The following is a 13,791-nucleotide window of genomic DNA, read 5'->3' on the forward strand; positions in this document are numbered from 1 at the left end:
CCTCAATTTGTTAAGATGACGACCGAGAGAAACCAATTTGTTTCCTCACACATTGTTGACTCAATTTTGGCACGAACAAAAGTACTCTAAAGCTATGCTTTTTCCTTTGCTTAGGTCAGATTTGCACAGAAGTTGTTAGAATTGGTTAGATTGCCAAACTTTCAAAATAAACTTATTTATTATTTAAATTTAGAGATTTAACATACATGAATAGCATGGAAACAATGGCTGACTTATCCTCCCACACCCCTATGATGCATAAGTATTTTATATCTGATATTAAATAAATTTTTTAAAAATTAATTAAAAGGCATACCTAAAGATACACTTAGGTAAAATTTATAATTTTGTTTTTAGTTCGCTTACTTGTGTGGCAAGTATCTATAAAAACATAAGAGATATGTGACCGATTGGGCTAAAAATAAATCACATAATTAAATACTTGCAGTATTAAAATCAACTGATTACTATTTCACCTTCCTTATAATTATTTTTTAAATCTTTAATTATTTCAATAATATTTTTTGATTTTAGAGTGTTATGGATATTCGACCAACTTTATTGAGTTAACTATTTTCTGGATCTGCCAAATGGCGGCTATACAAGAATTTTAAAGCATCGCTAAATCTTGTTACTACGTTCTAATTTTATTATGTGAGGAATATATGTCAGGAGGAATTAGTGCAATTAAAGGATTTGACTATCAGGCCACTGTCATACTTGACCGTTTATTTGATCTTTTCGATCAGCATGGTTCCACTGCTTATGTTCGACCAGAAGGTGAAGATGATTTAGATCTATTTTGGATTGAAAATTGTGTGGAATATCGCCAATACATACAAATTAAAAAGCCTACCGAAACAAATACGGGGGTTCTTAATCCTACACCTTGGACACTCACTAGTGCTGCTAAAGATTTATTTCCAAATGCAATTTTACATTTGACTAATAATAATTATGAACAAATTTGGATTCTTGGTGATGAGGTAAGTAAAGATCTATCAGAACTAATAGATGCTGATGAACATGCACCACTAAATAGCTCACAAGCTTATCTAACTGTTATACATAAAATGACAAAAGACCATTGCCTAAAAAAAATTGATATATCTAATGAAAATAAAGGTAAGATTCAACGTTGGAAAATTCCATCAAATATAGATCCAAAGTTAAATATTGAGCAAAAATTTGAATCCTTTTCTATTTTTATAAACACACTATCTCTAGAAGAAGGTTTCTTTCAACTATACATTCAAGAAATTAAAAGAATTAATGCAATACTTCCTAATATCCTTAGTCGAATTAAAATATTAAGTCTGTATGGGACAGAAAAAGAAGTAGTTAGTAGAGTTTATCAACGCCTTGAGGATAACTATCAGTTACAAAGAAATATAATTGAAAATACTTTATTTCGAAATTTAAGAGGCTTTATTAATGATATCTCTAAACAAACAAACAAAACATTTAATAAAGAAGATTTCGAACTCGAACTACGTACCGTATGGCCAACAATGGTCATAATTAAAGAACCTCCTCTGCGTGGACTTCAATTTCTGCCTAGGACCAACTTAGTCACACAAATTGCTCAAGAATTTACAGGGAAAGCCATAGAGATAACAGGTGTTTCAGGTTCGGGTAAAACCTCTTTAGCCAGTGAAATATTAGAGTACATTCGTTCAAATCAACCTGATCGCAATGTATTTTATGCTAATGTAACTGAAAATAATTCATTAATTGATGTTCTATCAGGAGTCGCTTTTCACTTACGCAGATACGGAATAACTACTCCGTTTAAGATAGCTATAGATAATCAATTATCAACCGAAAATACTCTTCAAAAGCTGGCTAAATCGTTATCCTCATGCAGCCTAAAAATTATACTATTAATCGATTTAGTGCATGGAACTTGCTCTGATTCTTTTGCGAAAGCCCTCAATCACTTCATAAGCTCTATTTCTAGCCAGCATCTACAAATTGCCATCTTTAGCCAAGAAATGCCATTACGTGAGATCAGTTCTTCAAGCAAACTTTTATATAAAATTGAACAACTCAATATCCCTGGATTTAAATTTGAAGAATTTGTTCAACTCGTAACATATCAGCATCAAGATGTGGATAGATCAAAGCTCTTGTGGATCTATCAACGCATTACAGTTGGAAGAGAAACAGGATTGCTAGTGAGTCTTGCACAAACATTAGCCCATGTCGAAACAATAGAAGATATGAGAATAATCGCTGAAATACCTGCTGATGAAATGCTAGCAGAGGCTGAAAGGAAACGTTTTGATCGTGTTTCACCAACTCTAGTTATTGCTGCTAAAAAACTAACCTGTTTTGCTTTACCATTTAGTAGGACTGAAGCTATAGAGATTTTCCCTACAGAGAACATACGAGAAGCTATTCATGAGCTTTTAATACTTGGTTTACTTCGTAAAACTGGAGATGATCTGTATGAGATGCATGAAACAGTTCGTGCAGGACTTGAAAGTTTTATTTCATTAGATATTTATCGAACTACGCATGTACAGTTGGCTGAATGGTATGCAGAAATCGGCAATATAACAGCACAAATTTTTCATCTTGAAAAATCTGGCAACTTGATTAAAGCACATGCAGTTGCAAAAGACGCTTTCCTAAAAGGTAAAGATATATGGTCGTTAAAAGCATATATTTTAAAAAACAATCTTATTACGCAAAAAGATATTCTGAATATGCTTAGCAATTCGGAAATAAAAGTTACTGATTACTACATTTTACCAGAGCTTGTAAAGTGTATAGGTAACGCTCATTTTATAGAACAGCTTTTTGAATTAATAAAAATTCAGCCTAACCGTTTTCAGCAAGATTTTCATTGGTCAACATCAATAATGAGGATGATTTTAGAATTTGATATAACCAAGTTACATACTTTAATTACATTCGTAATAAAAATTCAGAAAGTGGAAGATCCAGAAAATTCAGTACTTGACTGGTTTACTATGGCTGCACATCGGATTGATTTAATGATTGACCCGAGTATATTGAATCTTTTTGAAAATCAACGCCCTGAAATTAAAAGAAAGTTAATTCCTATTCTTCTATTGGACTGGCGTCGGGATATATTAAAACCAGTCTTTAATTTTATAACAACACATCCTATAATGAGGAAAAGTGACTTTAGAACAAACAACAAAATAAATCTATATCAAAAATTTGACAACATAGCAAAAACAACTGAATTCCTTGCAGCACTTCCAAATGTTGATATTGATAAAATTCTTGTTACTAAATCAGCATGTTTGGATGTTTTCGAAGATTACATTTGGGAAAATAAAGACAATTTAACTAAAAATTCAATTGCTATAATTAAACAAAATGATTTTGATGAGATAGTTATAAATAATGCATTACGAATTTTACTTTTTTTAGCTGAGCCTAGTCTTCCAGAACTATGTAACTCCCTCCAGCCAAGGACAAATAGTACATCAGCATTCATATCTTTACTACCATCTGTATTACCATCTTTACCTAATAAATCTATTTATGAAAATGACTTTTTTGATACAAATCTAGCTTTAGATAAAAGAATTACAGCTTTATCCACTCTTCTTGCACACGATGCTGACATAGGAGAGCTGTATAGAAGAATTCAGAAGATAGAGCCACTAAATACTGGCTGGAATTTTTGGTTTCTAATGCAGAGTCTAGAAAAACCTTTTCCAGAGGCAATTCCATTATTAGAAGCAAGATTAGCTTCAGAAAATGATCGTACACTTGACGCAATATTATTAGTTAAACTAGGTGAGTTAAGCACCCTAGAAACACTTAATTTATTGATTAATAGTCTAAACCATACAGACGTAATAATTAGACGACATGCAGCATTAGTTTTATCTACAAAACGAAGCACTAAAGCTTTGCCATATTTAGTTAAACAACTAGCATTAGAAGTTGACGACAATACTGCGGTTACAATACTTACCGCAATTGTAGCATCAGGTTCAACTCATACTTCAGATTTATCATTAATAAAATTCACATCACCAACTATTGAATTGTGGAAATGTATACTTGCAATGAGGGCTCGTGACATAAGTTTTGCTGAAAGAATTGTTTCATTAGCCTGTAATAAAAATCTTCCTTGGCAAACACGACGTACTGCAATTTTAGCTGCGGGAAGACTTCCTTTTGATATTGCACTGAATAGTATTGTACCGAATATTATCAAAGAACATTCGCCATTAATAATTGATAATAACTCAAGTCTTTTGGCTCACAACATTGTATCTGAACGTTTGTTGACTTGTGGTAATGATATAATCGACTCACTTTCAAGAGGTAAAGATTCCTTTATTTACATTTGGGGTTGGGTTTTTGAACAGGATTGGGAAGATTGCCTTATGAAATATGATCTCCCCACGGGAGATGACATAGCAGACTGGTTATTTGAACGTTTAACTTCTAATGAATACCCACCACAAACAAAAATACTAGATCAAATTATTAATGAGTTACATATACCTATACTACATGCAGCAACTTTAAGATCACTACGATTATGCAATAAAACTGATTTGCTTGAATACTATCTAGCTCAATCATCTTATGTTTGGTTTGCAATAAGATGTTTAAAAGAACTTCATTTAATACCACAACCTAAAGTTTATAGTTTAGAAAAAATTCTTGGAATTTTGTCGTTAACTCCATGGCAAGAGCATCCAATTGTAGAAAATGTAGTAAACAATCTTTTTATGAACAAAAAAAATAAAGAGATTGAACATGAGGATAAATTTATTGACGCTGATTCCTCCATTTCAGTACCACCAGTGATCTACTTAAACTATAATGATATTTTAAATGGGCTTGAGCAACCACAGCTAGTATTAGATAAAAATTTTGCGTTTTCAGCTTTAACTCGTGAAGAAATTGAACAATTAATTACTCTACTTAATACTCCTTATGAGCGATCTACTATGATTGAGAGTATTAAACCGCAACTTGATTTTACAAGTGACGGCTATACTGTTGCTAAAAGATCCTCAACTTTTGGTGAAAAATCTAGCTCTATGCAATTAAAAACCTTATTAAGACCAGCACTTGCGGCTGCAAATCAGTACGAGGTATACATACCTTGGCATGAAGATGGTTTACAGGGTGCCTACTATGATCAATATATAGATAGTTATATCAAGTTCTTAGGGCTCCAAAATGACTCAGAACATTTTTACAGAGCTTTGGCTTTAGAAAAAAAAATATTGATACCAGCAATCTGTGAATATAGTAAGTCTAGGTGGATTTTAAAATATATTGATAGTCGTATTATTTCATTTATCAATCCATTGGTTTTATCTGGTAATTCCAACATATTTGAGGGATTATGTATGTTAGCCGCTGAAGTTAATACTGATGATATTGACCTTGTATTAAGAAAACTATTTTCTCGTTTTGTCCAGTTTTTTAATAAGACATCACAAATTAACGTAAATTATAACATTCAAATTTGGCGTGGATTTAACTATATTACTAACCATAAACGGTTTGAATTTATACCAAATTTAGTATTAGAGTTAACTACAGTCCTTAAATCAGATTTAACGTATTCTCATAAACAAGATATTTTGCGTATATTAGAGCGACACCCTTCTTCATACATTACAATTGAATCTCAACTAATTAACACGTCTAATTTTGAATGTTTTACTGAAGATGAAGTAGATCGTTTTGATGATGCAGCAGAAAAATTATTCAACAACTTAATCAATTAAACCGGATATAAAAAATGTTCTATAGCATGGTAATTAACATTAATAAAAAATTTCTAGATAATTATTTATAATATATTTGGCAAATTATAAATTTACAATCATTCTTCTCCTTAACTATTTTCAGAGAAACAAATAAATATGCAAGATTGGATTAAAAGACTCTCTTTTTTATAATTTACTTACCTGCTTTATGCTTTGGATGTCAAATGTTTTATTACTTTGGGCTTTTCCAAATTTCTGAAACAAACGTTTTTGCGCTAGGATTAAATAACAATGAAGTAACATTCTTAGGTGCCAATGAATTATTAAGCATTTTCATAGATTTATTGAATAAAATTATCGATTTGATTAAAAATACTTAATTCATTTTTTTTTTTTACCTACTATCTTTTTTTTGTATGGTATTGGTGGAAACCTGAAACCAATGCGAAAAAAAACTAAAATTAAAATATTACTCAATTTCTTTTGATTTTAAAAACAAAAATCCACTCCTTAGAAGTATTTTAGCTACAAAAATCATAACATTTATCATGACTTCTTACTTTTACTTATTTCTTTCTATACTCTTGCTTAGCTGTTATTTAAGTTTTCATCATCGAGGAGTTAACGACTTTTCAAAATCTTTAAAAAAAGCTCAATTACAGGCTTCTTTACTATCGGTACAACTCTACCCTCCAATTACATTAATAAATGGTATTGGTATATTAAATGAAAATAATAAAGAAATCTATGTTTATAACTTAGCCTGTGGAAACTATAAATGTGCAGGAATTAATGTTACAAATTTTCAATTAAAGACTTATTTACCTGAGAATTATAGTATTTTAATTCCTGAAAAACACATAAAAGAATAACAATTATCTTTACCTGCATTAGCTAAAAAAGCTAGACAATGTAATAAATGACTTTTATTAAGCTCTTCTTTTTAAAATGCACTAATGAACTTAATTATTAAGTAAAAATGATTTGTTTTTGAAGGAGATTTTATACTTTCAACATACAAATCTAAAGCCTTCCATATAAGGGGAATCTCTTATATGGAAGGCTTTGTTAATTCTGGTCAGCCAAAACCGACTGACAATGTAGGTCAGCAAGCCAAGGATAATCGGCAATTTTTAGAGTGTCAATGTTCCAACTTAAGTGAATGTTTAGATTGCTCATATTTATCCATTTATCATTGCTGAAACTGAATGATGTGAATAGCATAAGAAACAATCTTTTAATTGATACACCTCATTTGATTTGAAATTATCAAGGTGATCCTTACTTATAATTCGTATAGGCTGTTTTTAGGAGTGATTAAAAAATCACTTAGAATTAAGAAACATAATGAAATTATACGACAGTTTTTTAGAAAAAAGTAGATTGTTATCTTCAAAGTTTAATTCGAAATTAATAATGGACTTAAATTTAAATACTTCAATTTACAATCAATAAAATATAATTTATTGAAAAATTTAAAATACAAAAAAGGCCTCATTGAATGTGGCCTTCTTGTAAATTCACTATTTTAATTTAGTTTTTGAATAAACCAAATAATTGTAGCCTTTTTAAATATTTTATTCGAAAAAGTATAAGCATCGGTATAATTGATAGAATAAAACAGCTTAGAACAAAAAATAAAAAATAATTATTCTTTGAAATATAAAAATGAAAATCTTTGATTAAATCAAAAATTAAAATAATAGGATATACAATCAAAATAATAAAAAAAATGTATGTTAAAAATATAAAAAAATTCTTAAAAATAGATTTTCTTTTCACGAAGAATAGAAGAGCTTGACCATACAAAAAAGATCCTATTAAAAGAAGAATACTATAAAACACAAAATAAACAAAAGTCTTCAACCAGATCATTTTTTACTCCCTTCATATTGTTTCTGTATATAGTTTCCGCCAGTTTCACCAGCTCCAACGATACCACCTTCTACAACTGCTCCTACAACCAGCCCTGGAGTCCTATTAACACCTGGTGTTCCTAATGGTTTTCCAATCATATTAACTCTCATGTATGGCGCATACCTTGCAACAACTTGATTCGCAGGCCCACCAACAGCACCACCTATAGCAGCTCCGGCAATCGCAAAATAATTATAATTACACGGATCAGTTATATCTTTTTTCGATAATTTATTACCAACAACTTGACCCGCTATATTCGCAGCAACAGATCCAGCCGCGGCACCAACATAGTGTGAAGCCCATGGATTTACAGCACCAACGAGAGCTCCTGTACCTGCACCTATTATAGCTCCCTTCCATCCACCAGTAACATAACCACCAATACCACCAGCAACTGCACCATATGCAGCACCCAACATCCCAATTTCACCAGTTTCATCGATATAACTAATTGGATTATTTTCTACATAAGTATATGTATTTAAACCACCTGCTAATCCAATCGGATCACTCTGAGTATAACGCCCTATACTGGCATCATAGTAGCGATTCCAATTATACCAAAGTGTACTCTCTGCATCATAGTATTGCCCAGGAAAACCGAGGTTAAAGTCTCCAATACTACTTTGTACCACAGCACCGTCATAACTGCTAAGTTGAGCTTTCCACACCACAGCTTGATTTGAGTCAGTAATGACTTCTGGACGACCTAAGTGATCATTATGGATATAATAGAATTGATTATTGCTTACCACAGCAATCGGTTGACCACCTAGCCAAATATAGTTTTTCGCTAAACTGCCATTTTGTGATGTAGATAAAGGACTTTCAGCGAGTAATCGGCCATCCGGTGAATAGATATAATTGATGGTTCCACCATTACCAGATTTACGACTACGAAGATTAAAGACATCATAGTCATAACTTACTGTAGCACCTGTATTTACGCTTTTCAGACGGTTAAAGCCATCGTAGGTATAATTAACCGTTCCCCCATACCCAGTCTTTTGGGTTAGGTTACCCAATACATCATAACTAAAGTTTTTCGCTTCAGCACCCGTTGTACTAGTTAAACGATTTCCCTGACCAAGCATATAGTTCGTTACGGCATTGGTATTGCCTATGCGGTTGGTTCGATTGTAATTGCTGTCTTGTTGCCAGCGTTCGGTATATTGGGCTGAAGAAGCAAGGTTTAATTGCCCAAGTACATCATAGCTATAACTGGTAGTTTTATTGTTATCTAAGCCATTATTGATTTGGGTGATCCAATTATTGGCATTATAGCGATGGCTAAGATTTTGCACTCCCAGAGCAGTAATACCAATTAGGCGGTAATCCTGATCATAGCTAGCTTGTCGTGATAAACCATTGCCATAGGTCCAGTTTTTGATTCCACCATAGGGTTCATATGTCACATTGTTGACAATCGTCTGTGTTGAGCTTGCTGTTTTGAATTTAACCGCACTTACTCGATTTAATCCATCATATTCATAAATGACTTTATTATTTTCACTCCCACGGCTTTCTCCAATCAAATTACCTAAACTGTCATAGTTCCAATAAGTTGAGTAATTAACACTAGCTATATTTTTAATTTGTACAGAAAGTTGACCATCTTTGGTATATCCATAACCTGTAGAAGTAACCCCATCAGCTGTTGCACACAAGCGACCAACACCATTGCTACAATTATCATAAACCCAGCTTTGGATCTGATCGCCTGTCTGCGCTTTAGTTCGGCGATTTAACGCATCATAACTATATGTTGTGCTGACATTATTTGCACGCGTTAAACGAATCAGATTACTATCTGGATCATATTGATATTTGGTTAATCCTGTATCTGGACTATTGATTGATAACAGTTGACCAAGTCCATCATAACTATATGTTGTTGTATTGCCTTTAGCATCTTTAACACTAATCAATTGCCCAACAGCATCATAGTTATATAGAATAGTCGAACCATCACTACGACTCTCTAAATTGATATTACCTTGTGAATCATAAGAGTATGAAGTGATATTACCCAATGAATCCGTTTCTTTAATAACATTTCCATTGGCATCATATTCATAACGCTGGTTTTGTCCATTGTTACCCAAGTCTGCGGTTGTCCATCCCAGTTGATTATGTTGATTACTTTTAGAATAACGAACCGAACCACCTTCTTTAAAACTGACACTGAGGAGTTGTCCAAGATTTGAATATTTAAACTCTTGACTACTTAAAACTTGACTAGCGCTACCATGAGTAATTTGAGTGATTGTGCCATTATCATTGTAATAAATAATCTCTTTACTTCCATTACGATCAATTTCAGTTGCGCCAAATGGGCCATATTTAAATGTTTGAGTTCGAGTTTGGTTATTCTCTAATATTTGTTCTTCTTTAATGATACGACTACGGCTATCATACAAAAAATTAGTAATTAATCCATTGCTATCAACAATTTTTCCTACGTTTCCTAAGCCATCATAATTACTATAAGTAATAATTTGCCCCAAAGGATTCCTAATCTCTAATAGATTTCCTGATGAATCATATAAGTTAACTGTTACTTTTCCGTTGTTGTTAATGGCAATAGTTTGTGGAATCTTATTTTCATGAAATGAATATCCATAACCAACAGTACTACATGAATCTAGAGCACAAGTCTTTATACTTTTAATACGATTATGACCTTCATAGTAATCATAACTTACAGTTTTTATTAAAGAATTATTACTAGCATTAAAGTATTCAATTTTAGTAATATAACTTGGCAAATTTCTCCAAGTATATTTTTTTGTGATCGCATTATTATAATTCCCATTCTTTATACCAGATGTTTCCTGAATTACTCGCCCAAATTTATCTCGTTGATAATGTGTCTCTATACCATTCCAGTCTTTTTTTATCGCAATCATACCTAATTGATCATAAGTAGTCATAGCACTACTATTCGGGCAACTATCTACCCCACTACGCTCCATCCTTAATAATTTATTTTTTTGAGCATTTGTATAAATGATATGTGCTGAATTAGCAGGAGACTTTCACTTGGGATATGCTAGGCAGCTAACCGATAAAAGTTCTCTGCTATTTGATTTGGCGTTTTAAAATCCAAACTCTTTTGAATTCTTCGCTGATTATAAAATAACACAATGTATTTTGTAATATCTGCTTTAGCTTCATCTCTGGTTTTATAGTTGCAATGATGCACTAATTCATTCTTGAGTATGCCCCAGAAACTTTCAATCGGTGCATTATCGTAACAGTCCCCACGTTTGCTCATTGAACCTTGAAAATCACATTTTTCCAGTATCTTTCGATATTCATGGCTGCAATATTGGCTGCCTCTGTCCGAATGAATAATTAAGCCTTTCGTTGGTTTTTGATTACGAATCGCCATAGTCAGTGCATTGCAAACAAGTTGTGCGGTCATACGCTCATTTAAGCTATAGCCAACCACTTGTTTCGTGTACAGGTCTTTTACTGCTGCCAAGTATAACCAACCTTCAGCAGTCCAAATGTATGTAATATCGCTTGACCATGCAAGATTGGGCTTAGTCATTGAAAACTGTTGCTCTAGTAAATTTGCGTAGATCGCTCGATTATGATCACTCTTCGTAGTTCTTTTGAAACGCTTATGACGCTTACAATACAGCTGGTTGAGCTTTTTTATTTGACGTACAGCATACGTACTGATTTTGATACCTTGCGCTTGTAAATGCTTAGTTAATCGAATATAGCCATAGCTTTGTTTAGTTTCCTCATGAGCTATTTTGACCAAAATTGTCTGTTGATTTCGCTGAACCAATCTTTTATTCATGCCTCGTTTTAGCCAATCATAAAATCGTGACACTGAAACGTGAAGTAATCTAGCCATAAAGCTAATCGGGAATAAATATCTTTGCTGTTTCATATAGGCGTACCTTACTGACTTTCTTTCGCAAAGTACGCTGCTGCCTTTTTTAGAAATTCACGTTCCATTTCAGCTGTTTTGAGCTGTTGTTTGAGCTTTTTATTTTCTTCGAGTAAGGCATTTAGATCAGGTGAATATTGTTTAGTGCCTGCTAAGGTGCCAGTCTTTGCTTTATTATTCCAATTTGAAAGAGTTTGCATTGAAATGCCAAGTTGTCTGGCTGTTTCCGATACATTGCCTTGATTGGCTTCAATCAATTTTATTGCTTCAACTTTAAATTCTGCGGTGTAAGTCTTCTGTTTCTTGCTCATGGTAAACTCCTGATGAGTGTCTATAGTTTACCAAGTTAAAACCTCCTGTTTTCTCAGCACACATCAAAATATATTTTGTAACACTTCCTAGCGGATTAGTTACTATAGTATAGTCTTTACCATATTCAAATTTATTTACTTGCGACCCATCACTTCGCCCACTTTGAATAGCAATGTTTTTATTGTATCCATAAGAACTAAATCGCTTACCATTAATTGATATACCTGTTAAAAGATAGGGTTTTGAGCCATTTTCACCATAGTGATAATTGTAAATTGTTCCGTCTGGGAATTTTGTATCTAATAAATATGGGCTTCCATAGTTAATATCATAAGTATTTCCATTAGGATCCGTCACTTTACTAATTTTACCCAAAAATCTCCCATTAGGCTTCCTATAGAAATTTATTGATTTTCCATTAGTATGTGTTGCTTTGATATAAGAAATATTCTCAAAACTTAAAGTCCATCCAACACCATGTGCGTTCTTCTTACTAAAAAGTACACCATTTGATCCATAAATTTCCTGTCCGCCATCAGGAAGAGTTACATACCAATCCCCATCTATCTTTTTAACTGCATACCGCTCATCAATATAATAATCACTTCCATCAGGTAATCTACGAATGAGCTGCCCATTTTGACTTACTCGAAGTGAATAAGTAAAGTTATCAGTCCATCCAACACTTATCCTGTTTTCACGGTTAGGATCAAGATCACCTTTAGCAGAGGTATCATAATAAAGTATAAATTCTAATGGCATTTCTCCTTTAGATTTAAAATAGACAACCTCTTGATGCTTATTCCCATTTGAAACTTCAATAGGATTACCAACAACTTTCTCACAATCGTTATATTCAGAATCTTCAATTGTTGATGGACGAGTATATTGAAGAAGACTGGGTGGTGGATCAAAAGGATAACATTCATAATCCTCTGGAAAGAAACACTCGAACTTAGGCTCTTCTTTCGTTTTAGTTTCTTTAACAGCTGTTACCTTTATTACAGGTAATTGACCAACTTCATTAGCATTTGCATTGCAAATACTCACACTTAATAGTGTTAACATTAGTTTCTTAAATTGTAATTTTTGCATTTTGAATAGTGAAAGTATAAATTCTCGGAAATACAAACAATAACATAATTAATAATGATTTTCATTACTATTTAATGTTTTCTACCCATTCTTGTTATACAAATATTTAAAGTACCTGATATTAAAAAAAGTAAACACATGATCCATCTTAAAGATAACCTAACTCTAATCTTTAGAGATTGAAATGAAAAAATACGATTCAGCCCTGAATTCAAACATTAATCAATTGATTATTCAACATTCGATAAATGGATCTGTGAAGCCAATCTTATTGCATCAAGATTCAAGGATGTTTCAATTAAACGGTTGAAATGTATAGGTAGGTCACTCTACATACAAGAATATCCTCATCCAAATAGTGAAATTATCTTTCATGATCAAATTTTTTTCGTAAACAAGTCTTAGATTTTACCCACCTCAAGCATTCTTCATTGCAGAATCAATTTCTCATGATTTTGCTTATGCGCTTGTATTACAACTGATGGGACAACAATCCTATTTATAGCTTTTTATTCAAATTGTAGTAATTCGACGTTCACTGATTTTCTGAACAATCCACGTATTTACCTCATGCGCAATCCAGCCTACTCGATTGCTGCTCAGATTAATTTGTTGAGGAAATCTGGCATCGTGATACTTTGATTTAGGGTCTAGCAATAAATAGATTGTGGCTCTACTGAAGTTAAACTCAATTTATCTATTATCCAAAACCTTCTGAATTATTCTTATTTAGACTATTTTAATCCAAAATTATATGTGGATTATTATGTGAAACAAAAGTATAGACAACAAAAATCTCTTGTAAAAACAAGATATTTTCCAATATTTAAC

At 32.5% G+C, this 13,791-nt stretch carries 5 protein-coding genes and 2 pseudogenes; 3 read left to right on the top strand and 4 right to left on the bottom strand.

What is annotated here, in order from left to right:
- Nucleotides 1-665: 665 nt before the first annotated feature.
- Both PYV58_RS14255 and PYV58_RS14260 read left to right on the top strand, forming a co-directional pair.
- Nucleotides 666-5,744: a HEAT repeat domain-containing protein gene (locus tag PYV58_RS14255; protein WP_034617867.1), complete on the top strand. Its 5,079-nt coding sequence runs from the start codon at nt 666-668 to the stop codon at nt 5,742-5,744.
- A 530-nt stretch (nt 5,745-6,274) separates the two neighbouring features.
- Nucleotides 6,275-6,598 (top strand): hypothetical protein, encoded by a 324-nt coding sequence (locus PYV58_RS14260; protein ID WP_034617864.1) that lies wholly within the window; start codon nt 6,275-6,277, stop codon nt 6,596-6,598.
- Between the two features lie 999 nt (nt 6,599-7,597).
- Here the strand turns inward: PYV58_RS14260 and PYV58_RS14265 are convergent.
- The 3 genes from PYV58_RS14265 to PYV58_RS14275 form a co-directional block, all read right to left on the bottom strand.
- A complete protein-coding gene (locus tag PYV58_RS14265) occupies nt 7,598-10,579 on the bottom strand; it encodes an RHS repeat domain-containing protein (protein WP_275059554.1) in 2,982 nt (993 codons plus the stop codon).
- A gap of 119 nt (nt 10,580-10,698) precedes the next feature.
- Nucleotides 10,699-11,864, bottom strand: a protein-coding gene (locus tag PYV58_RS14270; RefSeq protein ID WP_085947552.1) for an IS3-like element ISAba21 family transposase whose coding sequence is annotated in 2 segments (ribosomal slippage) — nt 10,699-11,606 and nt 11,606-11,864 — 1,167 coding nt in all. Because the reading frame shifts where the segments join, the coding sequence is not laid out codon by codon here.
- Nucleotides 11,827-12,960 carry a DUF6531 domain-containing protein gene (locus tag PYV58_RS14275; RefSeq protein ID WP_275059555.1) on the bottom strand — a complete coding sequence of 378 codons (1,134 nt, stop codon included), beginning with the start codon at nt 12,958-12,960 and terminating at the stop codon, nt 11,827-11,829. The genes PYV58_RS14270 and PYV58_RS14275 overlap by 38 nt, the downstream gene beginning before the upstream one ends.
- A 297-nt stretch (nt 12,961-13,257) precedes the next feature.
- Here PYV58_RS14275 and PYV58_RS14280 point away from each other — a divergent pair.
- Nucleotides 13,258-13,465 (top strand): annotated as a pseudogene (locus PYV58_RS14280) (hypothetical protein).
- A gap of 8 nt (nt 13,466-13,473) precedes the next feature.
- Here PYV58_RS14280 and PYV58_RS14285 read toward each other — a convergent pair.
- A pseudogene (locus PYV58_RS14285) lies at nt 13,474-13,638 on the bottom strand (AlpA family phage regulatory protein); the annotation flags it as partial.
- Nucleotides 13,639-13,791 lie beyond the last annotated feature (153 nt).

The sequence above is a fragment of the Acinetobacter sp. TAC-1 genome, assembly GCF_029025845.1.
In the GTDB taxonomy this organism is placed as follows: domain Bacteria; phylum Pseudomonadota; class Gammaproteobacteria; order Pseudomonadales; family Moraxellaceae; genus Acinetobacter; species Acinetobacter guillouiae.

Excerpts from the sequence above, each read along its gene's own strand:
- PYV58_RS14260 (WP_034617864.1), top strand. The coding sequence starts at position 6,275 with ATGACTTCTTACTTTTACTTATTTCTTTCTATACTCTTGCTTAGCTGT.
- PYV58_RS14275 (WP_275059555.1), bottom strand. The coding sequence starts at position 12,960 with ATGCAAAAATTACAATTTAAGAAACTAATGTTAACACTATTAAGTGTG.
- PYV58_RS14265 (WP_275059554.1), bottom strand. The coding sequence starts at position 10,579 with ATGACTACTTATGATCAATTAGGTATGATTGCGATAAAAAAAGACTGG.
- PYV58_RS14255 (WP_034617867.1), top strand. The coding sequence starts at position 666 with ATGTCAGGAGGAATTAGTGCAATTAAAGGATTTGACTATCAGGCCACT.